26 protein-coding genes and 1 pseudogene are annotated in these 26,923 nt (G+C 46.3%); 21 read left to right on the plus strand and 6 right to left on the minus strand.

What is annotated here, in order from left to right:
• Positions 1-33: 33 nt before the first annotated feature.
• A complete protein-coding gene (locus tag AB7E53_RS01940; protein ID WP_446773859.1) occupies positions 34-303 on the minus strand; it encodes an OadG family protein in 270 nt (89 codons plus the stop codon).
• A gap of 302 nt (positions 304-605) precedes the next feature.
• Between AB7E53_RS01940 and AB7E53_RS01945 the strand changes: the two genes are divergently transcribed.
• Entirely contained in the window at positions 606-1,568 is a 963-nt protein-coding gene (locus AB7E53_RS01945) for a tetratricopeptide repeat protein (protein ID WP_446773860.1), read from the plus strand.
• A gap of 48 nt (positions 1,569-1,616) precedes the next feature.
• Here the strand turns inward: AB7E53_RS01945 and mgtE are convergent, their stop codons facing one another.
• A complete protein-coding gene (gene mgtE / locus AB7E53_RS01950) occupies positions 1,617-2,963 on the minus strand; it encodes a magnesium transporter (protein ID WP_068186351.1) in 1,347 nt (448 codons plus the stop codon).
• Between the two features lie 4 nt (positions 2,964-2,967).
• A complete protein-coding gene (gene rsmA, locus AB7E53_RS01955) occupies positions 2,968-3,795 on the minus strand; it encodes a 16S rRNA (adenine(1518)-N(6)/adenine(1519)-N(6))-dimethyltransferase RsmA (protein WP_446773862.1) in 828 nt (275 codons plus the stop codon).
• Between the two features lie 96 nt (positions 3,796-3,891).
• Here rsmA and AB7E53_RS01960 point away from each other — a divergent pair, with 96 nt between their 5' ends.
• From AB7E53_RS01960 to AB7E53_RS02025, 14 genes are all read left to right on the plus strand, one after another.
• Positions 3,892-4,902, plus strand: a complete 1,011-nt coding sequence (locus tag AB7E53_RS01960; protein ID WP_446773864.1) for a lysylphosphatidylglycerol synthase transmembrane domain-containing protein — start codon at positions 3,892-3,894, stop codon at positions 4,900-4,902.
• A 44-nt stretch (positions 4,903-4,946) separates the two neighbouring features.
• Positions 4,947-6,401: an aminoacyl-histidine dipeptidase gene (locus tag AB7E53_RS01965; protein ID WP_068186345.1), complete on the plus strand. Its 1,455-nt coding sequence runs from the start codon at positions 4,947-4,949 to the stop codon at positions 6,399-6,401.
• Between the two features lie 153 nt (positions 6,402-6,554).
• On the plus strand, positions 6,555-7,202 hold the full coding sequence (locus AB7E53_RS01970) for a redox-sensing transcriptional repressor Rex (protein WP_068186343.1): 648 nt from the start codon (positions 6,555-6,557) through the stop codon (positions 7,200-7,202).
• Positions 7,203-7,205: 3 nt separating this feature from the next.
• Positions 7,206-7,820, plus strand: coding sequence for a fumarylacetoacetate hydrolase family protein (locus AB7E53_RS01975; protein WP_068186340.1), 615 nt, complete (start codon positions 7,206-7,208; stop codon positions 7,818-7,820).
• Between the two features lie 12 nt (positions 7,821-7,832).
• Positions 7,833-11,204, plus strand: coding sequence for a type IX secretion system sortase PorU (gene porU / locus AB7E53_RS01980; protein ID WP_446773866.1), 3,372 nt, complete (start codon positions 7,833-7,835; stop codon positions 11,202-11,204).
• A 46-nt stretch (positions 11,205-11,250) separates the two neighbouring features.
• Positions 11,251-12,444 carry a type IX secretion system outer membrane channel protein PorV gene (porV, locus tag AB7E53_RS01985; RefSeq protein ID WP_446773868.1) on the plus strand — a complete coding sequence of 398 codons (1,194 nt, stop codon included), beginning with the start codon at positions 11,251-11,253 and terminating at the stop codon, positions 12,442-12,444.
• Positions 12,445-12,457: 13 nt separating this feature from the next.
• Complete coding sequence (gene ispF / locus AB7E53_RS01990) at positions 12,458-12,937, plus strand: 2-C-methyl-D-erythritol 2,4-cyclodiphosphate synthase (protein ID WP_068186440.1); 480 nt, start codon at positions 12,458-12,460, stop codon at positions 12,935-12,937.
• A gap of 511 nt (positions 12,938-13,448) precedes the next feature.
• Positions 13,449-15,308, plus strand: coding sequence for a hypothetical protein (locus tag AB7E53_RS01995; RefSeq protein WP_446773870.1), 1,860 nt, complete (start codon positions 13,449-13,451; stop codon positions 15,306-15,308).
• An 8-nt stretch (positions 15,309-15,316) separates the two neighbouring features.
• Positions 15,317-16,015: a hypothetical protein gene (locus AB7E53_RS02000; RefSeq protein ID WP_446773872.1), complete on the plus strand. Its 699-nt coding sequence runs from the start codon at positions 15,317-15,319 to the stop codon at positions 16,013-16,015.
• Between the two features lie 80 nt (positions 16,016-16,095).
• Positions 16,096-16,440: a translation initiation factor gene (locus AB7E53_RS02005; RefSeq protein ID WP_068184863.1), complete on the plus strand. Its 345-nt coding sequence runs from the start codon at positions 16,096-16,098 to the stop codon at positions 16,438-16,440.
• Positions 16,441-16,445: 5 nt separating this feature from the next.
• Positions 16,446-19,676 (plus strand): UvrD-helicase domain-containing protein, encoded by a 3,231-nt coding sequence (locus AB7E53_RS02010; protein ID WP_446773874.1) that lies wholly within the window; start codon positions 16,446-16,448, stop codon positions 19,674-19,676.
• Positions 19,677-19,749: 73 nt separating this feature from the next.
• The gene (locus AB7E53_RS02015; RefSeq protein ID WP_068184856.1) at positions 19,750-20,418 is read left to right on the plus strand and encodes a phosphatidylserine decarboxylase family protein; all 669 of its coding nucleotides are present in this window, start codon (positions 19,750-19,752) and stop codon (positions 20,416-20,418) included.
• Positions 20,415-21,116, plus strand: coding sequence for a CDP-diacylglycerol--serine O-phosphatidyltransferase (gene pssA, locus AB7E53_RS02020; protein WP_068184853.1), 702 nt, complete (start codon positions 20,415-20,417; stop codon positions 21,114-21,116). Before AB7E53_RS02015 ends, pssA begins: the two co-directional genes overlap by 4 nt.
• Positions 21,117-21,160: 44 nt before the next feature.
• Positions 21,161-21,406 carry a DUF4834 family protein gene (locus tag AB7E53_RS02025; protein ID WP_421468207.1) on the plus strand — a complete coding sequence of 82 codons (246 nt, stop codon included), beginning with the start codon at positions 21,161-21,163 and terminating at the stop codon, positions 21,404-21,406.
• 6 nt (positions 21,407-21,412) lie between these two features.
• Here the strand turns inward: AB7E53_RS02025 and AB7E53_RS02030 are convergent, their stop codons facing one another.
• Together AB7E53_RS02030 and AB7E53_RS02035 are read right to left on the minus strand one after the other, a co-directional pair.
• The gene (locus AB7E53_RS02030; RefSeq protein WP_446773876.1) at positions 21,413-21,853 is read right to left on the minus strand and encodes a nucleoside deaminase; all 441 of its coding nucleotides are present in this window, start codon (positions 21,851-21,853) and stop codon (positions 21,413-21,415) included.
• Entirely contained in the window at positions 21,850-22,077 is a 228-nt protein-coding gene (locus AB7E53_RS02035) for a hypothetical protein (RefSeq protein ID WP_068184844.1), read from the minus strand. The genes AB7E53_RS02030 and AB7E53_RS02035 overlap by 4 nt, the downstream gene beginning before the upstream one ends.
• Before the next feature lie 68 nt (positions 22,078-22,145).
• Here AB7E53_RS02035 and AB7E53_RS02040 point away from each other — a divergent pair, with 68 nt between their 5' ends.
• The 6 genes from AB7E53_RS02040 to rsgA all read left to right on the plus strand — a co-directional run bounded on the left by AB7E53_RS02040 (position 22,146) and on the right by rsgA (position 26,250).
• The gene (locus tag AB7E53_RS02040; RefSeq protein ID WP_068184880.1) at positions 22,146-22,514 is read left to right on the plus strand and encodes a YraN family protein; all 369 of its coding nucleotides are present in this window, start codon (positions 22,146-22,148) and stop codon (positions 22,512-22,514) included.
• A gap of 15 nt (positions 22,515-22,529) precedes the next feature.
• Positions 22,530-22,889 carry an MmcQ/YjbR family DNA-binding protein gene (locus AB7E53_RS02045; RefSeq protein WP_446773878.1) on the plus strand — a complete coding sequence of 120 codons (360 nt, stop codon included), beginning with the start codon at positions 22,530-22,532 and terminating at the stop codon, positions 22,887-22,889.
• Position 22,890: 1 nt separating this feature from the next.
• Positions 22,891-23,622: a biotin--[acetyl-CoA-carboxylase] ligase gene (locus AB7E53_RS02050; RefSeq protein WP_446773880.1), complete on the plus strand. Its 732-nt coding sequence runs from the start codon at positions 22,891-22,893 to the stop codon at positions 23,620-23,622.
• 275 nt (positions 23,623-23,897) lie between these two features.
• On the plus strand, positions 23,898-24,608 hold the full coding sequence (pyrH, locus tag AB7E53_RS02055) for a UMP kinase (protein WP_068184834.1): 711 nt from the start codon (positions 23,898-23,900) through the stop codon (positions 24,606-24,608).
• Between the two features lie 72 nt (positions 24,609-24,680).
• Positions 24,681-25,241, plus strand: a complete 561-nt coding sequence (gene frr, locus AB7E53_RS02060) for a ribosome recycling factor (protein ID WP_446772968.1) — start codon at positions 24,681-24,683, stop codon at positions 25,239-25,241.
• Positions 25,242-25,317: 76 nt separating this feature from the next.
• Positions 25,318-26,250, plus strand: coding sequence for a ribosome small subunit-dependent GTPase A (gene rsgA, locus AB7E53_RS02065; protein WP_446773882.1), 933 nt, complete (start codon positions 25,318-25,320; stop codon positions 26,248-26,250).
• Here the strand turns inward: rsgA and AB7E53_RS02070 are convergent.
• Positions 26,247-26,923, minus strand: a pseudogene (locus AB7E53_RS02070) (dehydrogenase); the annotation flags it as partial. The gene rsgA and the pseudogene AB7E53_RS02070 sit on opposite strands and share 4 nt — an antisense overlap.

Below are 26,923 nucleotides of genomic sequence, written 5' to 3' on the forward strand. Positions count from 1 at the left end.
GGAATCACAACGAAATAAATGAAAGTGGGGAGATTAGGCCTTCTCCACCTTTACAACCTTGCCCTTTCCTTCCGTAGTAACACCAACAGCGGCAACAATTGCGGCTAACGTGGCATCGGGAAGAGACGGATTTGAACCGGATGAATGGGTAGGGGGTTGCTTTTTTGCAACAACCTCTTCCGGGACATACTTATTAACTAGAATTATCAATCCTTTTCCAAGGTAGATCACGATCAGTAAGATGACAAATACAGTAATCATACCAACCGACATTAACAAAATTCCTACTTCAAAGTTTTCCATAAAATTAGTTTAGAAGGCGCTTTTTCCGGAGAATGGATAAAAGTCTGCCTGGTTACAAATGCTTGCAAAGGTAACCAAATGTGTGAAGGAGCCACAGCCTTTTGTGTGAAAAAATTGAAAAACGAAATCTTTAAGGTGTCAAAACTTCTAAATAATAGAAAAAAAGGCATTAAAAATTATATATTGTAAAATTCTTATGGGCGGTTTAAATTAGTTTGAAAGTAAATAACGAATCTTGTTGTTATTAAACACTATGGCATTCTAAATGATTTTATATATTTGCACGTATAAAATAATCACTCATGGGAAATTTCTTTACATCACTGTTTTCCGGTAGTTCCGAATCGCCAGAAGAGAGCAAGGCAAAAGAAGATAAGAAAAACTTCGATATCTTTAAGTACGACGGTGTGCGTGCACAAAAAATAGGTCAGGTTACCTATGCGATCAAATGTTTTCTTGAAGCATTGAAAATTCAGTCAGATTTTGAAACGATGGGATATCTGGCAGTAGCCTATACTTCCGTAAATCAGCTGGAAGAAGCCTCTCAGGTGTACGATCAGATGGTGGAGGCGGAGCCAGATCATTTGTCAACCTGGATCACCCGCGCCAATCTGGCCTATATGATGGAGCGTTACGAATCTGTAATTGAAGGCACCACCTATGTGATAGAAAAAGACAATACACTGGCCAACGCCTTTTATCTCAGAGGTAAAGCATACCAAGGACTAAGCGATCTTCTGAATGCCCTGGCCGATCTTACCCGAACCATTGCACTCAAAGACGATTATACAGAAGCATACCTGTCCAGGGCGGAAGTCCTGCTGGGAATGAGACAGGCAGACGAAGCCCTGACGGATGTAGAGAAAGCCCTTGAACTTTCGCCGGAGGAAGAGGCATTGTATCTGCTACGCGGGCAGATTCATGAATCACAGGATAATCTGGATGCTGCACACGAGGATTATCAGTATGTGCTCGACTTGAATCCGTTTAATGAAGATGCTTACGTGATGAAAGGTAAATTGCTTATAAAACAAGGGAAACCTGCCGAAGCCGCCGACCTATTCACAGATGCCATCGAGCTTAAACCCGATTTTGCCAAGGCCTTTGCCGAAAGAGGACGGGCCTACACGCTGCTGGGAAAATCGAAAGAGGCGCTTGAAGATCTGAAGCAGGCCATAGAACTTGACCCTCAGGGTGAAGCGGCTAAAAAGATTGAAGGGCAACATACCAATTTCGACGACATGTATAAAGGAGGCATCTTCTGATCAGTGATGAACAGAAGATGATTCCCTGCGCGCTAATAAATTTACAGATTAAGACAGAGCGGCCGTAATAAACATATAGATCATCATACCGATGATGTCGTTTGTAATGGAGATAAATGGCCCGGTAGCCAAAGCCGGGTCAATCTTAAACCGATCCAGAGTCATCGGAACCAGGGTGCCGAATATACTGGCAAACATCACTACAGCAAAAAGACTAAGTGAAACCGAGGCCGTAATCGCCCGGTTGTTCAGCATGAAGAAGTTATAGATGAAAACAACCAGACTGATGATGCTGGCATTGATTAATGAAACCGCCGATTCCTTAACGATTTGTTTCCATACATTGCCTTGTTTCAAAGAATTGTTGGCAAGGCCCTGAACGACGATTGCCGACGACTGGATTCCAACGTTCCCTCCGGTTCCTCCGATGAGCGGAATAAACAATGCCATTTTGGGATTCGCTGCAAAGCTCGATTCAAAACCTCCCAGTAAGACCGAATTACCCAACCCCCCTATCATGCCGATAAGCAACCAGGGAAGACGGGCGGCAGTCTGTAAGATCACATTATCCGAAGTTTCCACGTCCTGCGAGATACCGGAAGCCAACTGATAGTCGCGTTCATGCTGTTCGCGAACTTCGTCCATTACGTCGTCGATGGTGATTCTTCCTACCAACCGGCCGATACTATCAATAACGGGCAGAGCCACAAGGTCATACTTCTCAATAGTCTGAGCCACTTCCTCGATGCTGTCGCTATCCTTTACTGCAATCGGATCCTTTTTCATCACGTGCTTGATTTTGGATACAGACGGACTTGTGATCATCTTTTTTAGAGGAAGAACCCCCCTGAGCCGTTCGTCATCGTCAACCACATACACATAATAAATCTCATCCATCTCCTCGGCCTGCGACCTCATCTCTTCCAGACACTTGGGCATACTCCAATTCTCGTTCACCACGATCATTTCGGTACCCATAAGTCCCCCGGCCGTATCTTCGTCGTATTTCAACAGGTCTACGATATCTCCGGCCTGTTCAACGTCTTCAATATGCGAAAGAATTTCTTCCTGCGTATCTTCGTCAAGCTCACGCATCAGGTCAACCGCATCGTCGGTCTCCATGAAGTCGATAAAGCGCTTGGCAATCAGCTCGCTGGGCAGCTCCTTCAGAAGTTTACGCCGGTCCTCTTCGTCCAGCTCCATCAAAACATCGGCCGCCTTCTCTCCATCCATAAGCATGTAGAGATAGATAGCTTCTTCCAGGTCAAGTTCCTGAAATAGCTCGGCAATGTCTGCAGGATAAAGTTCCTGCAACATATTCACTGCCGCGGTTTCATCTTTGAGTTCGATAACTTCCCTAAGATGCTCTATATATTCTTTCGTAAGTTCAATCATACCTTTATTCTATTTCAGAAAGGTCAGATACTACCGGCACCTGTCCGCCTGTTTTTTTCAGATAGGCATCCGTGATATGAGTTAATTCTATAAATTGCTCGACAGAAAGCTGCTCCGGCCGTTTGTCAAAAATAGGCAAGGCATAATCCGGAAAGTCTTTTCCAAGCAGAGGTTTCATCGAATTGCGCAGAGTCTTCCTGCGTTGGTTGAAAGAGGTCTTGATCACCGACTTGAAAATCTTCTCGTCGCAGCCCAGCGACTCCCGTTTGTTACGAACCATACGGATTACAGCACTCTGTACTTTGGGCGGCGGATTAAATACCGAGGCATCTACGGTAAAAAGATATTCTATGTCGTACCAGGCCTGCAGCAGCACACTTAAGATGCCGTAGGCTTTCTTACCCGGTCCCGAAGCAAGCCGTTCGGCCACCTCCTTCTGTATCATCCCCGAGCAACAAGGCACCTTTTCCTTGTGATCAAGAACTTTGAAAAAGATCTGGCTTGAAATATTGTAGGGGTAATTACCTATTACACAGAAGGGACCTTCAAACAAAGTCTCCAAATCAAGTTTCAGAAAATCTTCGGCCAGGATTCTTCCGGCTATTGCAGGGAAATTTTCATTTAAGTAAGCAACAGATTCCCTGTCTAGTTCAACCACCGAAAGGTTGTGTCCCTCTTCAAGTAAAAATGTAGTAAGTACTCCCATTCCCGGGCCTATCTCAAGAACGGGTAGGTGTTTGTAATCAGACAACGTTTCGGCAATTCTGCGCGCAATGCTCAGATCCTTAAGGAAATGCTGTCCTAATGATTTTTTTGGTTTTACCAATCTCATCCACTTCTTTGGTGTAAAATGTTTGTATTTGAATATTATGCTTATCTTTGCAGATGGACAAAAGTACAACAAATAATTTAAAGTACCCTATGCGTAATGGAATTTAAGAGCATGCTCCGTACGATTCTTAAGATATGTCTTCCTCTTGCCTTTGGAGTATTATTGCTCTGGTTTCTTTATAGAAAAATGGATATTTCCGTAATTATGAAAGTAATTAAGGAAGACGTTCGTTATGATATTATATTGTTTTCATTGTTATTTGGGGCGGGAGCCAATGTAATCCGCGCACTTCGCTGGGAATTGCTTATCCATTCCTCGGGCGACTACCCGAAACGAAGTAATGTAATCTGGGCGGTATTAGGCAATTATGCCGTTAATCTAGTGCTTCCGCGTGTTGGCGAAGTTTGGAGATGCGGTGTGGTATCCCGTTACGACAAGATTTCGTTTTCAAAACTGTTTGGTACACTGCTGGTAGACCGGGTAATGGATACAATCATGGTTGGGTTGATAACCGCCTTCATATTCGTATTCCATTTTGGATTTTTCCTGAGCTTCTTCTCCAAGAATCCCGAATTGCTGCAAGGATTCCAAACAACCTTTACCTCCTTGTGGATTTATGTGGTTCTTGTAATTATAGCAGCGGTTGTATGGTTTGTATTTACCTATATGAAACATTTCAGTCTGGTAAAGAAAATCAAAGCAACGTTGGCCAGTGTGTGGGATGGAATCCGTTCGGTCTGGTTTATGAAAGAAAAGACAAAGTTTGTTCTGTATACCCTATTGATCTGGGTAGGCTATTTTCTTTTCTTCTATATAACGTTCTATGCTTTTGACTTTACAAAAGAACTCGGTATTTCAGTGGGATTGATCGCCTTTACGATGAGTAGTATCGGTGTGGCTGTACCGGTTCAGGGAGCTATCGGCCCCTGGCATTTTATGGTAATCGCCACCCTGGTTTGCTTTAATGTAAACGGAAACGATGCCGCCGCTTTTGCATTGGTGGTTCATACCTTGCAGACAGTCTGGACCGGATTGGTTGGCGTGGCAGGAATAATAGCACTCTCGGTTACGAATCGTAAAGACAAACCGGTGGTTGCAAATAAGTAAGTATCTTTTTTATTTTATCTGTTCAAAGTAAATTTTTAACTCCTATGGCAGCAGAAATCAGAAATCTTTCTCCTCAGCATGTTTGGGGCTATTTTCATGACCTCACGCAGATTCCACGTCCCACAGGACATATGGATGCGGTAACCCGTTATATCCTTGCTTTTGGAAAAGAATCGGGTCTTGAAACCCTGCAGGACAAGACCGGTAACATTGTGATCAGAAAACCGGCCACTCCTGGAATGGAACATTGCAAGACTGTAATCATTCAGGGCCATCTGGACATGGTTCCTCAGAAGAATGCTGCGACCGTACATAATTTTGAAACCGATCCGATCGATGCATACATCGATGGCGATTGGGTAACCGCAAGAGATACCACGCTGGGAGCCGACAATGGAATCGGTGTGGCACTTGCTTTGGCTGTGCTTTCGGACAATACGCTGAAACACGGACCGGTTGAAGCCCTGTTTACTGTGGACGAAGAGGTTGGTATGGACGGCGCTTTCGGGTTGAAGCCCGGGTTCCTTAAAGGAGAAATACTGATCAACGCCGACTCTGAAGAAGAGGGCGAGCTTTTTGTTGGTTGTGCCGGCGGAGCCGATTTAAATATATCTTTCCAATTTAAAGAGGATATTGCCATCCCCGAAGGAGATGTAGCGGTAAAATTATCTCTTACAGGTTTAAAAGGCGGACACTCGGGAGTGGATATCCATTTGGGAAGAGCCAATGCCAACAAGCTGATGTTCCGCTTTTTGAAAGAGGCGGTACGGGATTATGGAGCACGGTTGTCGAGTATCGACGGCGGATCGCTTCGTAACGCCATCCCCCGCGAAGCCGTTGCTATCATCACCATTCCCGGCGACAATGTGGAAGCGCTTTGGGAACTGGTTGCCGATTATCAGGATATGTTCCGTACAGAATATCAGGGAATAGAAGAGTCGGTTTTGTTTGTTGCAGAGCCTGCCGAATTACCCGCTTCCCTTATTCCGGAAGAGATTCAGGACGACCTTATCAATGCCATTGAGGGTTGCCAGAACGGAGTGATCAGCATGTTGGCCGACTTCCCCGGAACTGTAGAAACCTCTACCAATCTGGCTTCTGTCAAGAAAAGCGACCAATTGATCGAGATTAAGATACTTACCCGTAGTTCATCCGAAAGTCGTAAAGAGCAGATCTGTTCAAGTCTGGAAAGCGTCTTTGCCCTTGCCGGCGCCAAAGTAGAGTATGGCAGCTCGTACGGAGGTTGGCAACCCAATATCAAATCGGAGATTCTGGGTGTCATGCAAAGGGTGTACGAACAGAAATTTGGCAGAACACCGAATGTAAAAGTAATGCATGCCGGTCTGGAATGCGGTATCATTCAAACGGTTTATCCGGATATGGATATGATCTCTTTTGGTCCGGATCTGCAATATCCCCACTCGCCCGACGAAAGAGTAAGTATCTCTTCCGTTCAGAAAGTATGGACATTCCTTACCGAAACACTGGCTGCGATGTAATTTTTAATTAAATATAATGAGTAGGGTGTGTCTGATACAGATGCACCCTGTTTGTTTTGATAGCATGGTCAATACTATGTACTTCATTTGTTTATAGTTTGTAAAAAAAATTGTAATTTTGTCCCTCACAAAAAATAAATAATCTAACGGCAAATGGCTAACGATGAATTAAAACAAAACTGGAAAGTACCAGAGCCAACCCTCAGAAGGCTTCCCTGGTATTTAGCCTTTGTGAAGTTGTTAAAACAAAGAGGAGAAACGTCGATTTCGTCTACACAGATAGCCAAAGAGATCAACGTGGATGCCAGTCAGGTTGCCAAAGACTTATCTTATGTAAACATCTCCGGCAAAACCAGGGTAGGGTACGAAATAGACACGCTGATTGATGTACTGGAAGATTTTCTGGGATTCAACTCAAGTCATAAAGCCTTCCTGTTCGGGGTGGGTAGTCTGGGGGCTGCCTTGTTGCAGGATACCGGACTTGGTCAGTACGGACTCGAGATCGTAGCCGGTTTCGATATCCGCGAAGAACTTTCCGGAACTTCGGTAAACGGAATTCCGGTTTATCACATGAGCGAGCTCAGCACCATGCAAAAGAGGTACGGAGCCACTATCGGGATTATCACGGTTCCGGTTGATAAAGCCCAGGAGGTAACCAATCACATTATAACCGAAGGCATCAAGGCCCTTTGGAACTTTACCCCCTTCCGTATCCGTGTGCCGGAGCATATTGTTGTACAGAACACCTCCTTATACGCCCATCTGGCATTAATGTTCAACCGAATGAATTCAACAAACTAAAAAATGAAGGTTATTGCAGTTGGAATGAATTATGCGGCTCACAATAAAGAGCTGGATCATACGTTAGAATTAGCGGAGCCAACAATCTTTATGAAATCGGATTCATCTCTGCTTAAGGATGGTAAGCCATTCTTTATACCGGATTTTTCGGAAGAGATTCATTACGAAACAGAGATTGTAGTCAGAATAGACCGTCTGGGAAAGAATATAGCAGAACGTTTTGCCCACCGTTACTACAACGAGGTAACCGTAGGCATCGATTTTACCGCCCGTGACCTGCAACGGAAGCTCCGTTCGCAGGGATTACCGTGGGAAATAAGCAAGGCGTTTGATAATTCGGCCGTAACAGGAACTTTTATGCCGCTGGAACAGCTGGGAAAGGTGGACAACCTCTCTTTTCATCTGGATATCAACGGACAGAAGGTACAAGAAGGCAATACCGGCGACATGCTTTTTTCGGTGGATAAGATTGTGGCTTATGTAAGCCGCTTCTTTACATTGAAGATTGGCGATCTGATTTATACAGGTACTCCGGTGGGCGTGGGCCCGGTACATATTGATGATCACCTGCAAGGATATATTGGCCAACATAAATTGCTCGATTTCTTTGTTAGGTAAGATAACAAAGTCATGAGAAAGCCTTTTTTGTCACTACTTATAACTCTATGCTTCCTATGCGCTTCACTCGGAGCGTCTGCAGTGGAATATGCCCCCTCTTCGGTGCTATCGCAAGGCCGGTGGGTAAAGATACGGGTGGCTCAAACAGGAATATATAAACTTACCTTTACCGAACTGCAGAAGATGGGCTTTGCCAATCCGGCGGCGGTATCGGTGTATGGGTATGGCGGATGGCCTTTGGACGAGGATTTCAGACAGCCTTATGCAGACGATCTTCCGCAAGCAGCAGTATATAAAGGAGATAACTACCTGCTTTTTTATGGAAGAGGTCCGGTTAAATGGAGCTATAGTACCTCTTTAGCCACGTTTGTCCACGAGAATAATCCCTATTCGAGCTATGGCTATTATTTCCTTTCAGACACATCGCCTGTAAAGACCCTTGCCAAAGAGACTTCGGTAACCGGGGCCTCGTTGCAGGTTAATACGTACGACGACTATTTTGTACACGAAAAAGACCAGGTGTCGGTCAACAAGTCGGGCCGCGAACTTTTCGGAGAATCGTTCGCGCTTAATACCGGTCAGACTTTTCCCTTTGCCGTGCCGGGTATTACGGACGATCCCGCCAAGATATCCTTCCGGTTCATTGCCAAACCTACCACCGGACAGGCTTTGGTAATCCTAACCGCCGGAACTCAGCCTTTGTTAAATGCATCAATTCCCAGAAGCAGCATAGACGATTCCTATACCAAAGCGCTGGAACTTTCGCGTACGGTAAGCTGGAACGGAGCCAAAACACCGGACGTACAGGTAGGAATAACCTACAGCCGTAACACCAACGACCTGGCGCATCTGGATTACATCCGGCTGCATGCCGTACGTACACTCAAGATGTACGGACCCTATACCTTTTTTCGCAGCATCGCATCTTTGGGCAATGTGACCCGCTTCGTGCTTCAGGAGGCCTCTGCCAATGTTAAGATATGGGATGTTACCAATCCGGTGCTACCGGTCGAGATGGAGACTACCCTGAACGGAACGGAATGTTCCTTTACGATTCCGGCATCCAACACCCTTAGGGAGTTTGTAGCCGTAGATATCTCAAAAACACTTCCGGCTCCCGAAACTGTGGGTGTGGTTTCCAATCAGAACCTGCACGCATTGGAACAGACCGACATGGTAATCCTTACACATCCGGCTTTTATGGAACAGGCCGAGCGTCTGGCTGCACTACATCGATCGGAATCCGGACTAAAAGTCACCGTTGTAACACCCGAACCCGTATACAACGAATTTTCGAGCGGTACACCCGATGCCACAGCCTACCGGCGGTTGATGAAGATGTTTTACGATCGGGGCAAACAAGCCGGAACCGCCCCCAGGTATCTGTTGCTGTTTGGCGACGGAACTTTCGACAACCGCATGATTACCAGCGAATGGAAGAACCTTACCAACCTCAACCTGCTGCTTACCTACCAATCAAAGGAGTCGCTTAATATGTATACCTACGTGACCGACGATTATTTTGGCTTTCTGGACGATTCGGAAGGAGCCAACCTGTCGGGCGACAAGCTGGATATCGGTATCGGTCGGTTTCCGGTACGAACCCTCGAGGAGGCAAAGATTGCCGTAAACAAAAGCATTGCATACATTGAAAATAAAACAGCCGGAGCCTGGAAAAACAACATAAGCTTTGTGGCGGACGACGGCGACAACAACCTGCACATGTCGCAAGCCAATCTGCTTGCTGATTATCTGGAGACAAATCACCCCGAATTTCTGATCAATAAGATTTATTTCGATGCCTACAAAAAGCAATCTTCCGGAGGGAAGGTGGGATATCCGGATGTAAACGCCCGTATCCTGAAAGAGCTTAAGAGCGGGCAGATGATTCTAAATTATACCGGTCACGGTAGCACCGCCTACTGGGGAGCCGAAGGGGTGCTTTCCCAATCCGAAATAAAGCAGTTCAACTATCCCTATCTTCCATTGTGGATAACGGCTACCTGCGATTTTGCCCGTTTCGATGCTGTAAATACCTCGGCCGGCGAAGATGTGTTCCTTAATCCCACCAGCGGAGGGATAGCTTTGTTCACCACCACCCGGGTGGTGGATGCCAACCCTAATTTTCAGATAAACAAACAGCTGATAAACAATCTTTTTGTAAAGAACGGCGGTAAAAGGCTTAGTCTGGGAGATATCATGCGTACCACCAAGGTGAGCCTGGGGAACGACCTCAACAAGCTCAATTTTACGTTGATAGGAGATCCGGCCCTTACCCTTTCGTATCCCGGGAAGGAGATGCGCATAACTGAGGTAAACGGTCAGCCGGTGGGAAGCGAGCCTATTCAGCTAAAAGCATTGGACAAGGTTACTGTAAAAGGAGAGGTGCTTACGCCGGACAGAAAACGGGATACCGATTTTTCGGGTGTCTTGTCGCCCACCATGCTGGACAGCAAGCAGACGCTTACCACCCTCGACAACGATAAAACAGGCAACCCCTTTTCCTATACCACCTATCCCAATGTAATGTATACGGGTAAAGATTCGGTGCGTCAGGGGGAGTTCAGCTTTTCCTTTACCGTGCCGAAAGACATTTCGTACTCCAATAACAACGGAAAATTAAGCCTGTATGCCGGAAATACCCAAACAAGGGATGAGGCACAAGGAGCCTTCCTGCAGTTTAAGGTAGGAGGAACCTCCGACTCGGCACAGAAAGATACCGTTGGTCCGGAGATACTGTATGCATACCTCAACGATTCCACCTTCAGGGATGGAGGCAGGGTGAATACCACCCCGCTGTTTGTAGCCTATTTGCGTGACGAAAGCGGAGTAAACATCAGCGGAAGCAGCATCGGTCACGATGTGATGCTGGTGATAGACGGACTTATTTCCCAAAGCTACAACCTGAACAGCTACTACGAATCGGTTGCCGGTTCCGAAGGCGAAGGCCGCATCGTGTTTCCCATACCCGCCCTCGAGCCCGGAATGCATACGGCCGAATTTGTAGTCTGGGATGTGCAGAACAATTCGTCGCTTCACACCTTTACCTTCGAAGTCGTTGAAGGTTTAAAGCCCGTATTGTATAAACTCACCGCAGGTCCGGTTCCGGCCCGGAGCGATGTAACCTTCTTTATTTCGCACAACCGTCCCGAAGCCGTGCTGGATGTTCAGTTATATGTATACAATATGATCGGTCAGCTTGTATGGTCGTATAAAGAAAACGGCTCGTCGGCTCTGTTCAGCGATTATACGATCCGATGGAATCTCACCGGTACAAACGGAGTCCGCCTCAAGCCGGGTATCTATCTGTACCGGGCAGCCATACGCACCGATCAGTCGCGCGAGGCAACCGAGACAAAAAAATTAATCATATTGGCACAATAAAAGCGCCTTTATAAGTGTTTAAGCTTCTAACAAGTATTCAATAAGTATGACTCATCTAAGAAAAAGCGTTCTTGCAACACTCGCCGCAGCCTGTTTGTGGACCCTTCCGGTAAACGGACAAACTACCGGGGAAATTAAGAACACATTCAATCCCATAAATACGGCAGTACCAGCCTTATCCATCGCACCCGATGCCCGGGGCGGAGGTATGGGAGATATTGGAGCCGCAACCACCCCCGATGTGCATTCGCAGTACTGGAACCCGGCAAAATATGCATTCCATTACAGTAAGGCAGGCGTATCGCTTTCGTATACCCCCTGGTTACGTAAGATTGTGAACGATGTGGCATTGGCCTATGTGTCGGGCTTTTATAAGCTGGGCGACAACGATCAGCAGGCAATCGGAACTTCGCTTCGCTATTTTTCGCTGGGAGAGATTGCGATGACCGAATACGGAGGAGCCGTATACAACCAGGTTACCCCCTACGAAATGGCTTTCGATGTGAGTTATTCGCGTAAGTTGTCCGAATCCTACTCCATGGCTGTAGCCTTACGCTACATCCGTTCGGATATGGGAGCCGGAGTAGACGATGATATCCAGGCCGGCAATGCCTTCTCGGCGGATGTGGCAGGATATCTAAACAAGTATGTGGTATTGGGTAACAGTGAATGCCTGTGGGCGCTCGGATTCAATATTTCCAACATAGGTACAAAGATTTCGTACGACGGGGGTACTACCAACCAGTTTCTACCCACCAACCTGAAGATCGGTACCTCGTTGCTTTATCCGTTGGACGATTACAATACGATCTCCTTCAACCTCGATTTAAACAAATACCTGGTGCCTACGGTACCTGTTTATACCGGATCCACCCCCGAAGAACAGGCTGCCTATCAAAAGAAGCTTGACGATTATAATTCGCTTTCGCCCATATCGGGTATATTTAAATCCTTTGGAGATGCACCGGGCGGATTAAGTGAAGAATTGAAAGAGGTGATGGTTTCTGTGGGTACAGAATATAGTTACAATGAACAGTTCTTTGTTCGCGGCGGTTATTACTATGAAAACGTTAATAAGGGGAACCGCCAGTATTTTTCATTGGGTGCCGGTTTCCGTATGAGCGTGTTCCAGCTGGATGCAGCTTATCTGATCAGTACGATACAAAGTAATCCGCTGGACCAGACGCTTCGTTTCTCTCTCTCCTTCGATATGGACGGATTGAGAAGTTTGGTACAATAATAATAAGTTGATGATGAAAATTCGAGTTGGTTTCGGGTATGATGTACATGCCCTGGTTCCTGACCGCGCCTTGTGGTTGGGAGGTATTAAAATTGAACATACGTTGGGTTTGCAGGGACATTCGGATGCCGATGTCTTGATTCATGCCATTTGCGATGCCTTGCTTGGGGCAGCCAATATGCGGGATATCGGGTATCATTTTCCGGATACTGCCGGAGCATATAAAGACATTGATAGTAAAATCCTGCTGAGGGATACCCTGAAGCTTTTGCGGGAGAAAGGGTACGAACTCGGCAATATTGATGCCACGGTTTGCGCCGAACAGCCCAAGCTGAAGAATCATATTCCAACTATGCAGCAAACGTTGGCTGAGGTGATGGCTGTTGATCCGGATGACATCTCCATCAAAGCCACAACATCCGAAAAGCTTGGCTTTACCGGTCGCCAGGAAGGCATTTCAGCCTATGCAACCGTTTTAATTACAAAAAACTAAAATCTATCTGTCATCTATCATTTTTCCAATCTAAACGGCACACCGTCAGCGGGTTGAAAAATGATAGATCGCTTTTTTATCTGTCACCGATCTGTCATCTGTCATTTTCCCAAATGTCTGTCTTCTTCCATTTTCAAGCTACCCTTTAGTCTTTACTTCGTTGTGAATAAGGAAGAAAGCTACGAAGATTACTGTTTTTTATAACGAAGAGCTAATCGTTGGACCATGGTCCAACGATATCTCAACCATGGTCCAACGATATGTTGACCTAGGTCCAACGAAAAGTAGACCATGGTTCAACGATTAGCTTCTCGTATTGAAAAGAGTAGAAGTAAACGATGAAAAGACTTAATCTCAGTACAGCTTATGCTTAGAGATATCTATTGCATTTCAGTTTGTTGCTTCTATTGTATGCCGAACCCATTGATTTGAAAAAGAGAAATAAGCATTATCTATTTGTTATGCATAATAATCCTATTATATTTGCTCTTTCAATTAATAATAGTGTAGAATGGAGCCAATGACATCCTTTAAAGTCAGCTTAAAACTTCTCTCATTTGTCTTGCTATGCACCCTGTTATTGCCTACCTGTGCGTACGACAGCGACGACGATAATTTTGTTGACGTGCCAAAACCAAGCGAACAGTTCCAGATTGGCATCGACCTTGCCGGAGTTGATCCCGATCAGGTTATTTATCTATATTCATCCGGATACTTCTATTATTCGCTGGATACCCGGGGAAAGGAAATCTTAGATCAGAAGTTTTTTCTGGACGGGAGAGATATTTCATCCGGAATAAATAATGGAAGTGTATATATTAACGGCGGACCCCTTGATGGAAAGGAGCATGAACTTAAAATGATTGTAGGTTTCAAGACCGGAACCGGTAGTCTGGCCGAACTGGCAGGGTACGAAATGTATGTGGGAGAATATACGTTTAAGCTGAAGTTTATAGATTCTTCTACCAACAGCGCTGCACTGAATGTGCGGCAGACTGTAGATGCCAACAATAACCTGAAGTTGGTTTGGGACAGGCCTCAAGGATTTGATGTGGTATCCTACGAAATATACAGCAACGAATATACGCCACGTCTGCTTGCTACGATTACGGACCCGGACCAGACCTGGTTTGTGGATCAGAGTTATGTTTACGGATATAAATCGTATCAGATTGCCGCCCGGTTGAGGAATAGTCAGCAAGTCAAAATCACAACTTATTATACGGTGTCTTATTCTTCCATTGAGGCCGGACATATTCAGGGAGATCGCATCAACCGGAACAGTCTGCGTACTCAGATTACTAATACGAATCCCTATCCCTGTAAGTATGTGGTGGAATATGGCTATGAAAATAAGATTGTGGAGGCGGATCGGTCCGGAGAGTTTGTTTTACCTGGAGGCGATTTTCCAAGCTGGATCTCTTTTCATCTGTATATATTACCTTTAACGGCGGATGTTTCGGAGTATAAATCATACCCCTATGTATATGGTTCACTTTCCGACAGAATGCTGGAAGCGCATATTTCACTGGCACCAGATCTGCATGGAAACCGGCTGGTGGGGATGGACTTCAGAACTTATTATCAGTACGATGTATCCTCGGCCTTGCCCACCTTTTCAAAGGCTCACAACCTTACGCTGCACACGGGGTGTATAATGAAGGCATCCAATACAGGGTATGTAGTTGTATCGGATAGCAGAAACATCCTTTATATCTACAAAGACAATACATTTAATAATTTGCTGTTTCAGATTCAGACTCAAGGCTTGTTTTTCTGCCTCACGGACAACAACCTTCTATTTGTTCAAACCAACGATGGTTTTGATGTGTACAACATCTTAACCGGAAACCTGGTTGGAAGTCAGCAGTTAATCAGCTCGCCGGACGAGGTCTATTCCCAAGGACTGGTTGTCCGGATTTCGTCGGATGCACGCTATTTATATGTACTCCGTAAAAATTACTATACAAGCGAAAAGCAACTGGAACTGTATGAGGTGAACCCGGATTATTCGCTGAAGCTGCTCCGTACAGAATCCGATGCAAAGATCAGCACCATCGGTTTTCATCCCGTTAATCCCCGTAAGGCGGTTATCGAATACAACGATATCCGCTTCTCGCTGGTGGAAGTAGAAACCGGCGCACGTACAACCGTGGCGGGATATTTCCAGAATATTGATCCTTTTACCGGCACCGTATTATATAAAGCAGCCGATTATATATCCGGAAATTACGAGGTGAAAGTGCTGGACAACAGCGGTACAAAAGAAATCTGGAAAATGAAGTTGGCCAACATCAACCCCTTTGCCGATACCAGACTGTACAATAACCTGCTGATGTTTAACGGCTATGTAATGAATCTGACTAAATAAACGCTGCCATGTACAAAATATGTATATATAGTATTCTTTTTCTCGTAACCACGTTGGGCGCCAATGCCCAGTTTAGTGTAAGTTATACGGCCGGATACGGAAGTTATAAGATGGGAGATATGAAAAAACTGCTCGAATCTGCCTTTCAGATGGAGCAGGGAACCATGCCTGCGGGCTTGCGGATAGTGGACAATTTCCCGGCTTATGTAACGCAGTCGGTCGATTTTACCTATAAGAGAGACCGCATGGAATGGGGGGTGACGGGTACGTTTATGACCACCGGAGGTAAGATTGCCTATTCCGATTATTCAGGTAAATACATCGAAAAACTTACACTTACCGGCTATCGGATTGGTTCCACTTATCGTTACTATCTCTCCGAAGGAAAATTGGGGAAGTTTCCGTTGCTGTTTTACGGTGAAGTTTCTCCCGCTGTTACCTTCACAAATCTGAAGTACAGCGCAGCGGTTGATATCTACGAAGGCAATATTCACGAAGAGGCCAACGACAATGTTAGTACGAAAGCAAAAGGATGGTCCGTGCTGCCGGCACTGGGTAGCAAGCTGTTCTTAACCCGTAAGCTTGCGCTGACTGCCAATATCGGGTACGATATCGAATTTGGATCGAAGCTCTCCACCACCGGCAACACCCTTCGCGTGGACTGGTCCGGACTACGGTTGAACGGTGGTGCCACTATTATGTTCTGAAAACAATTTGTATATACTATTGTTGGGGATTCTTATTTTTTTCCTTATTTTGTAGCTCCAATACAGAATAAGACAACGATATGAAAGATAACAACTGGAAAGACAGGCTGGGGGTGATGTATTCTACCAATCCTGATTTTAAATACGATACGGATGAGACGGAAGAGGTGGATACTCTTCCAAAAGATAAGCAGCTGCTGCGTATTTTGCTGGATAAAAAGAACCGGGGTGGCAAGGCCGTTACACTGATTACCGGATTCAGGGGAACCAACGACGATCTGGTTGCTTTGGGAAAATTCCTGAAGGTGAAATGCGGGGTGGGCGGATCTGCCAAGGATGGCGAGATTATCGTGCAGGGAGATCTGCGTCCCAAAGTGCTTGAAATTCTGCAAAAAGAAGGCTACACCAAGAGCCGTATCATTTAAGAGCCATGCTTACGGTATACAGAGCTTCTGCCGGAGCCGGAAAAACCCATAAACTTACGGGAGAGTATCTTAAATTACTCTTTGCATCGCCCGGTGCCTACCGGCGAATCCTGGCGGTTACCTTTACAAACAAGGCAACCGACGAGATGAAGGGGCGCATCGTTCAGGAACTTTATACCCTTTCGTCCGGACAGAAATCGGATTATGTGCCGGTGCTTTCCAGCCGGTTCGGACTGGATGAGGCACAGGTACGTGCCCAAGCGCGGAAGGTGTTGATTGCTATCCTGCACGATTATTCGGCTTTCAATATCAGTACGATCGACCGATTCTTCCAGCAGACCATGCGGGCATTTACCCGCGAAATAGGGTTGCAGGGAGGATATGCCATCGAGATGGACCAGGAATTGGTACTTACCGAGGCGATTGACAACCTGTTGGCAGGACTCGAAAAGCCCGAAAATAAAGAATTATTGGGCTGGTTGCTTCGCTTTGCCTCTGATAAGGTGGAAGAGGGCGGCGGCTGGAACCTGCGGAAAGACATTGCGGCTCTTTCGCGCGAGGTGTTTAAGGAGAGTTACAAGGCTTTCAGTGCCGATGTGGCTAAAGATATCGAAGATAAAGCGGCGCTGGAATCCTACAAGAATCATCTGTTCGCCATTATCCGGTCCGTCGAGGCCGAAGCCCGCGATCTGGGCAGACAGGGACAGGTGGTGCTGGATCAATACGGATTGCAACCGTCTGATTTTAAAGGCGGCAGCCGGTCGCCGCTGCATTATTTTACCAAACTGGTTGCCGGCGAAATGAAGCCCCCCAGCGATACGTTTGCTAATCTGGCCGATAATCTGGAGGGCTGCTTTACGGCGAAGACGGAGTCGGGGATGAGGCAGATCATCGGGTGTGCATTCGACGACGGACTGAATGACTGTATTAAAAAGATCAATACCCTTTTCGGGAATCTTACCAATTACTATACGGCAAAGGAGATTGTACGTTACTATTATGCTTTGGGTATTCTCAATGACATCGCAGTGCAGATTGCCGAGTACCGCGAGGAGAAGAACGTGATGCTGATTGCCGATACCACCGAACTGCTATCCAAGGTGGTGGGGGGTAGCGAGGCTCCCTTTATTTACGAGAAAACTGGCACCCAGGTGGATCATTATATGATTGACGAGTTTCAGGATACATCGGGTATGCAGTGGGGAAACTTTCTGCCGTTATTATCGGAAAGCCTTTCGCACAACCGCGACAACCTGATTGTGGGCGACGTAAAACAAAGTATCTACCGGTTCCGTAACTCCGACTGGAAACTGCTGGATGAACAGATCCGCTACGATTTTTCTCCGGAACAACTTCGCGAAGAGACCCTCAAAGACAATTGGCGCAGCTGCCGTTGCATCGTGGATTTCAATAATTCGTTGTTTACAATTGCTCCGGCTTTGCTGCAGAATCTGTTTAATGAGGCCCTGGACGGCTCTTCGCTTTCGGATGTGCAGAAAAGGCGCTACTGCACCAAGATTATGACGGCTTACGATCAGTCTTTCCAGCGGGTGCCTCTGCCTTTTCAGAATAAAGAGGGACATATCCGGGTGGAGTTTATTTCGCAGGAGGATCAGGACTGGAAAGAGGAGGCGGTGGACCGTCTGCCCGGTGTGCTGGAACGTTTGCAGGATAACGGGTATTCGCTTAAGGATATTGCGGTTCTGGTACGAACCAACCGCGAAGGGGCCATGGTGGCCGATTCGTTGCTGGCTTACAAGGAGGAGAATCCTTCGGATACATATAAATATGATATTATTTCGGACGAGGCGTTGTTTATCAGCAGCTCGCCGGCTGTGCGTTTCTTGATCGCACTACTGCGTTACCTGCGCAACCCGGGCGACAGGACCAATTACAGGCTGGCGCTTTTTGCCTATACATTGGCTGTGCCCGAGGCTGACAATACTTCCGGTGGTGCACGTGATTTTATTCCTTTGGATGAATTTCCGGAGGAGCTGAACCGTGCGTTGCATGGGTTGAGCAATCATTCGCTCTATGAAATGACGGAAGGATTGTTCCGCTTGTTTAACGACCGCTTCCCCGATAACGAACAGGTTTTTGTACAGGCCCTGATGGACATGGTTTCCGAGTTCACCCAGCGGGAGAGTGTGGATATTTCGCGCTTCCTGCAATGGTGGGACGATACGGGTAGCCGCAAGACCATTGCAACGCCCGATGCCCAGAATGCGATCCGGATTTTAACGATACATAAGTCGAAAGGACTGGGATTCAAAGTGGTGATTGTTCCCTTCGGCGACTGGGAGATAGATCATAAGCCCAGCAAGCAGCCTGTTTTGTGGTGCCATCCGGATAAGACTCCCTTTAATCAGCTGCATCTGGTGCCGGTACGTTACGGATCGGTGCTGGGGAATACGATATTTGCCGACGATTATTTCAACGAGAAGCTTCATGCGTTTATCGATAACCTGAATACGTTGTACGTGGCATTTACCCGGTCGAAGGAAGAGCTTATCGTGTTTTCGCCAAAGCCCAAAAAGCCCGAAAAGATAAGTTCGATGTCGGATCTGTTGTGGAACGGGTTGTCCACCGACGGATACGACTCCACCCGCGAAGGGGAATCTTTGTTGCCTCTTGCTTCTCATTTCGATTCCGAATCGGCGGTGTTTGAATTGGGTTCGTGGTGGCATCCGGAAAAGAAAAAGAATGAAGATAGACCGGTTACCGAAATACCGATGCAACGGATTCATTCGGTTTCGCCGGACGACCGGCTGCAGCTGCGTTTGCACGGAAAGGGATTTTTCTTCGACAATAAGGAGCGCAAGCACGGTACGCTGATGCACGAGGTGCTGAGCCGGATTCATACCAAGGCGGATATACGCCAGGCGGTAGAGGGATACCGGGTTTCGGGCGTGATAAACCGGGAAGAGGCCGATGTGCTTTGCGGTCGTTTAGATGCGTTACTCGACAAGCAGCTGGTTGCCGGTTGGTACGACGGTACGGCCCGGATACTGAACGAAGTTGATATCCTGTATGGCAAAGGGTTGGCCAAGCGTCCGGACCGGGTGATGATATACGATGATCAGGTGGTGGTGGTGGATTATAAGTTTGGTCAGAAAGAAAGTAAAACGTATATTTCGCAGATGAAAGAGTATGTTGGGCTGATCCGTCAGATGGACTATAAACAGGTGACAGGATATATTTGGTATGTGGAATTGGATAAAATAGAGGCGGTGTAGTGCTGATATTTTTTTTATTTCGTAAAATTGCATACTTTTGCAAATATTATAACGTAACAGATTAAAATTTGGAATGAAAGTACACAGAGAAGGAACAGGGTTATTGCTAACATTATTTACGATTTTCTTCGTCTTGAACGTATCATTGTATTATACATCAGGCAAAAGCACACTTTTCTATACGGTAAGTGCCTTGTCTGCCATCTTTTTTCTGCTCGTCTTAAACTTTTTCAGAAGTCCTTTCCGTCGTTTTCCCTACGACTCGGAGGGTCTTGTAATTGCTCCTGCCGACGGTACGATTGTAGCCATCGAGGAGGTGATGGAAAACGAGATCCTTCACGAGAAGAGATTGCAGATTTCCATCTTCATGTCTGTATTCAATGTGCATGCCAACTGGTTCCCGGTAAATGGAACAGTAAAGCATGTATCTCATAACAATGGCCGTTTTATGGCGGCTTACCTACCCAAGAGCAGTACCGAGAACGAACGTTCTGCCGTGGTGGTGACAACCAAAAACGGGGTGGATATCCTGGCCCGCCAGATTGCCGGAGCCATGGCCCGACGAATTGTAACCTATGCCAAGGTGGGCGAGAAGTGCCATGTGGATGAACAGATGGGTTTCATCAAGTTTGGCTCGCGTGTGGATGTTTACCTTCCCCTGGATTCCGAAGTATTAATTGAGATGGACCAAAAGGTTACCGGAAATCAGACTCCGATTGCCCGTTTACATACTAAAAAATGAATATAGCTAAGTACGTTCCGAATACAATTACCTGTTTTAATCTTGTTTCCGGTTGTGCAGCCTGCGTGGCAGCCCTGGAAGGTAATCTGTTTTTAGCAGCGATGTTTGTTATTCTTGCTGCCGTGTTCGACTTTCTGGATGGTTTTGCCGCACGACTGATGCATGCCTATTCTCCTATAGGTAAAGAATTGGATTCGCTGGCCGATGTGGTGAGCTTCGGAGTTGCCCCCGGGATGGTGGTGTTCTGGTTGCTCAGTGAAGTGGCTCCTCTGCTGCCTTTTGGCTCAGCGGCTGCCGTAGTTCCATACTGGGCGTTTGTTATTCCGGCATTCTCGGCCCTGCGCCTTGCCAAATTTAATATTGACGATCGTCAGACTACCTCCTTTATTGGTCTGCCGGTTCCGGCCCATGCTCTTTTCTGGGTGGGTGCAGCCTATTCGGTACTTCCGGTACTGTATACCAATCCTCTTTTATTTACGGTGCTGATCTGTGTACTTGCACTGGTTACCTCGTTGTTGCTGGTGTCCGAAATCCCCATGTTCGCACTTAAAATCACATCTCTTAAATGGAAAGGGAACGAATTGCGTTACATGCTGGTGGTGTGTGCCGTAGTGTTTGTGGCAGCCTTCGGATTCCTGGGATTATCCGGAACAATTCTTTTATATATAGTATTGTCTATTTTTAACAAAAAGAAGTAATTATACATTGTATCTTTGTTGCTGCAATCAATACGTATTGAATTATGTTCAAATTTCTATTTTTACTTTTTGGTTTTTTCCTTTTGTTGGTCTTATTGCTGGGATTTTCTGTAATCAGAACATTTAAGCGTATCCTGTTCGGCGCACCTAAAACCGAAACCGGTCGCAGACACACCAACCCTACTGCCGGTCAGCAACAGACTCGTGCGGAAGAATATGCCGCAGCCAAGAAAAAGCTTTTTACCAAGGATGATGGTGAATATGTAGATTACGAAGAGGTTAAAGAATAAACTGCTTCACCTTTTCTTTTTAAAAAAAGAGATCATTTCTGCCGCGCATTCCGTCTCCAGAATTCCTTTCTTCACTACAGCCTTGGGATGTATTGCCTTCGGAGCAAAAAGCGAAAACCCCCGTTTCTCGTCGGATGCCCCATACACGATGGTGCTTACCTGCGCCCAACCTATGGCTCCGGCACACATAATACAAGGTTCAACCGTAACATACAGGGTACATTCGGGAAGGTATTTGGCTCCAAGTACCCCGGTTGCTGCCGTTAGCGCAAGCATTTCGGCATGTGCCGTTGGATCGTTAAGCCGTTCGGTCTGATTGTGTGCCCGCGCAATTATCTTGTTGTTGCATACCACAACCGCGCCTACCGGTACTTCGCCCTCCAGAGCAGCCTGCCTGGCCTCGACCAGCGCCTGTTTCATAAAATATTCGTCTGTAAATGGATTCATCTGCGCATTTCGTTTTCGCGGAACAGGGTGGGGTAATCTTCTTCCAGCGTTTTAAGTATGTGTGAAATGATGGTTTCGCGGTACCACCTCGATTTGTTTTCAATCTTGTATTTGGACAGGTAGCGTTTTACCGCCTTATGCTCGTCGTCGTTAAGCATAAAGGTGACTTTATGTACCCGCGGCTGACCAGGGGTGGTGGATGCGTATTTCCTGTCTTTCTTCATATGTTGCAAATGTAATGCCGAATGGGTAAATAAAAAAGAAAATGATTACATTTGTACAAATTATTCATATGGCAACACATAATATAACAGGTAAAGAGGGTGAGGCATTCGCCCGGCAGTACCTCGAAGATAAAGGTTACCGTATTTTGCACTGCAACTGGAGGTACAGGCATAAGGAGCTGGATATTGTTGCCTCCGACGGGAAAGAGCTGGTGGTGGTAGAGGTGAAGACCCGCTCTGATAATTACCTGGTTTCGCCGCTGGAATCGGTGGATGCCGCCAAAATAAAATGTATTGTAAGCGCCGCGGATGTGTATGCCCGTAAATTTAACGTGGATCTGTCCATCCGTTTTGATATCATTGCCGTTGTTAAATATGCCGACGGTTACAGGGCAGAGCATATTGAAGATGCTTTTTACGCCCCGCTTCGTAAATAATTAAGCCTTTGTTTTATGAATATTGAAGATGTAAGAAGCTATTGTCTGTCGTTGAGAGGCACCACGGAGTGTTTCCCTTTCGATGATGTGTCGCTGGTTTTTAAAGTGGAGAACAAGATGTATCTGTTGCTTCCGCTGGATGCCGACGAGCCGCATGTTTCCCTGAAGTGTTCCACCGATTATACGGAGGAGCTGAGGGATCGCTACCGGGCTGTCACTCCTGCATTCCATTTCAATAAGAAATACTGGAATTCCATTTATCTGGAGAGGGACATGGAGGAGGCCGAAATCAAACGCTGGATTCATCATTCGTACCGCGAAGTAATTGCCAAATTACCTAAGTCGCTTAGGGAAGAATATAAAGAAAATCCTTGATATGTCACAAATAACGTATTTGGAAGAAACAGAGTCGACCACCAAAGCCTTGCGGGAGCTGATGGCCCGGGGCCGTGTGGAAGAGGGAGCGGTTGTGATGGCCGGCTTTCAGACTGCCGGTCGGGGACAGGTAGGTAATGTGTGGGAGTCGGAAGCCGGTAAAAACCTAACCTTCAGTGTGGTGATTTATCCGGAAACAGTTCCGGCGAACCGTCAGTTTGTCTTATCGCAGCTCACCGCGCTGAGTGTGAAGGAGACGCTGGATGCTTATACCGACGGTATCACGGTTAAATGGCCGAATGATATCTACTGGCGGGATCAGAAGATCTGTGGTATGCTGATTGAGAACGATCTGTGCGGTAAAACCATCTATGCAACCATTGCCGGAATCGGCATCAACTTAAATCAGACTGTGTTTCTGGGAGACGCGCCCAATCCGGTTTCGCTGTGCACTATTACGGGGCTGACTTACGATCCGGGTGAGGTGTTGGACCGCTTCCTTTCCATATTTTATAAATGGTACCTCCGGTTGCTTAAAGGCGAGGAATCGCTGATACGGCAATCCTACGAAAAGGTGTTATACCGGAAGGAGGGCTTTTATCCGTATGCCGATGAGCAGGGTGCTTTTGAGGCCCGGATCAAAGCGATTGAGCCTACCGGACATCTGGTTCTGGAATTAAGGGACGGCAGCGAGCGGACGTATGCTTTCAAGGAGGTGAGCTATGTAAAATAGCGGCAGCCACCACTCCGCTGAGTGTATGCCTGCCGCACAAAGTTAGGAATAGGCTTTGGTCTTTTTGAAAATGTTATTTAATGAATCAAATCACAAGTAACAGCGTGTGTTTCTATTTCTACATTACAAAAATACAATCGTAAAATTACATGCATGTGTCGTTAGCCTTACGTGTTTGTTACATGCGAAAGATGAATAAAAACAGCTTTCGATAATTGGTTACTTAAACAAATAGGTTACTTTTGTAAATTGAAACGAATAAACAACAGATTTTCATGACTCAATACAAAAGAATACTTTTAAAACTTAGCGGCGAATCGTTGATGGGTGGCAAATCGTATGGAATTGACGAGACACGCCTTTCCGAATATGCTGCTCAGATTAAAGAGATTGCCGATATGGGCATCCAGGTAGGTATTGTGATTGGCGGAGGGAATATCTTTCGCGGATTAAGCGGTGCTTCCAAGGGATTCGATCGGGTGAAGGGAGATCAGATGGGGATGCTTGCCACGGTTATCAATAGCCTGGCCTTAAGTTCTGCGCTGGTATCCATGGGGGCGAAAGCAAATGTGCTTACAGCGATCAGGATGGAACCTATCGGTGAGTTCTATAATAAATGGAGAGCCATCGAGTTGTTGGAGAAAGGACACATCGTTATCATGTCCGCCGGAACAGGAAATCCATTCTTCACCACCGATACCGGCTCGTCGTTACGAGGTATTGAGATTGAAGCCGATGTGATGCTGAAAGGAACCCGCGTGGATGGAATCTATACGGCAGATCCGGAGAAGGATCCTACGGCTACTAAGTTTTCTGAAATTACTTACGACGAAATTTATACCCGTGGATTGAAGGTGATGGACCTCACCGCTACCACCATGTGCAAGGAAAACAACTTGCCTATCATTGTGTTCGACATGGATACGAACGGTAATCTGAAAAAGGTGATGAGCGGGGAGCCGATTGGAACGCTGGTTCATAATTAATGAATAGTTTGCTATATCGGAAAAGTTTATTATTTTTGTTAGTTGTAATAAAATCAAATTTTATAAGCAGTTATGGTAGATACGAAACAGTTCGTAAAGGCAGCGGAAGAGAAAATGATATTCGCGATAGAATATCTCGATGATCAATTGTCTCATATTCGTGCCGGAAAGGCTAATCCCAAAATTTTGGACGGTGTACGTGTTCCCTATTACGGAAGTCTGGTGCCACTTACCAATGTTGCATCGGTAAACACACCGGATGCAAAGACCATTGTGATCACCCCGTGGGAAAAGCCGCTTATCAAAGAAATTGAAAAGGCAATTATGAACTCTGAAGTAGGGATTACACCCGAAAACAACGGAGAGATAATTCGTCTTGGAATTCCACCGTTAACGGAGGAACGTCGCCGACAGCTTGCCAAGCAATCCAAACAGGAGGCAGAAACTGCCAAGATCAGCGTGCGTAATGCCCGCCGCGATGCCATTGATGCATTGAAGAAAGCCATCAAAGAGGGCTTGCCCGAAGATGTTGAAAAGGACGCGGAAGCAGAGGTTCAGAAGATTCATGATAGATATATCAAGAAAATAGATGATCTTTACGCAGCTAAAGAAAAAGAAATTATGACTGTATAATTTAGTGGAGGCGTCAGATACTGACGCCTCTGTTTTTAAAAGAATGCACCGGACAGGCATTTAAAAATAGATTCGCATGAAAGGATTGGTTATTAAGAATACAGGTAGCTGGTATTCGGTTCGTACGGACGACGGTCGGACAATCGAAAGCAAAATTAAAGGGAATTTCAGACTGAAGGATATCCGTAGTACGAATCCTGTGTCTGTGGGCGACCGCGTGGATATCGATATTAATAACGAAGGAACTGCCTTTATTACGGAGATCGAAGACCGCAAGAACTACATCGTCCGTCGTGCATCCAACCTGTCTAAGCAGTCGCATATCATTGCCGCGAATCTGGATCAGGCGATGTTGATTGTTACCGTCAACTACCCCATAACCACCACCGTATTTATAGACCGTTTTCTGGCAACAGCCGAGGCCTATCGCGTGCCTGTAAAGCTTATATTCAATAAAATAGACCGGTATCATGCCGAAGACCAGGAGTATATGGAGGCGCTGATTCATCTGTATACCACCATTGGCTATCCTTGTTCCAAGATCTGTGCCAAGAAGGAGATCGGTCTCGACGAGCTGCGTGAGGAGCTGAAGGGGAAGATCACCTTGCTTTCGGGTCATTCGGGTGTGGGAAAATCTACGCTGATTAACAAACTGCTTCCGGGGGTAAACCTCAGAACCGGTGATATTTCAGAGTATCACAACAAAGGGATGCATACAACCACCTTCTCTGAGATGATCGAACTGCCTGACGGCGGCTTTATAATTGATACTCCGGGGATCAAAGGTTTCGGTACCATCGAGATGGAAGACGCGGAGATTTCACACTATTTCCCCGAGATATTCAAACACAGCGACAAGTGTCGTTTCGGCAACTGCTCGCACCGGCACGAACCGGGTTGTGCGGTTATCGAGGCGGTAGAAAATCATTACATCAGCGAATCACGTTACCGTAGTTACCTCAGTATCCTTACCGACAAGGGAGAAAGTAAATACCGGGAGGATTTTTAAACCGCCGGCAGACTCATTCCCGTAATCTTTCTGTACAAATCAAGGGCATATACATCGGTCATCCCCGATATGTAATCGAGTACGCACTGTATCTTACCGTAGGTAGTAGTGGCGTTGATGTTGTATTGCTCGGGGATTCTCTTCAGCAATAGCTTGCTGTAGGCCCTTTCCTGGTTCATCACAGCCTCTGTTAGACTGTCTATCAGGTACCCGAATATGCGGTAACCGGCCAATTCGATGTCGAGCACCTCTTTCGCCTTGTATATTTTTCTGAAGGCTGTTTCCGAACAACGGGCATAGGCCTCTTTTGCTTTGGGGTTTACCTGTTTGATCAGGGTGGTGTTGAATGTGCCTTCCAGCAACTCCTCCTCGTTTTCCAGAAATACACGCGAGCATTCGTCTACCAGGAGTCCGATAATACTGGAGCGCAGGTAGGCTATCTTTTCATTCACATCGTCAACCATATCCATGATCCGCTTGATGTGCGGTAGTTTCTCGTCGTCGAAAAAGTTCAGCAGCAGTCCGATAGTTTCCTCGCAGGTGAGGAGTCTCAGCTTGAAGGCATCTTCGATATCCATAATCTGGTAGCAGATATCATCGGCCGCTTCAACCAGATACACAAGCGGGTAACGTACGTACCTGGATGGGTTTTCCTGCAGGGTATGAATGCCCA

It is taken from the genome of Macellibacteroides sp. (assembly GCF_050251695.1).
GTDB classification, from domain to species: Bacteria; Bacteroidota; Bacteroidia; order Bacteroidales; family Tannerellaceae; genus Macellibacteroides; species Macellibacteroides fermentans.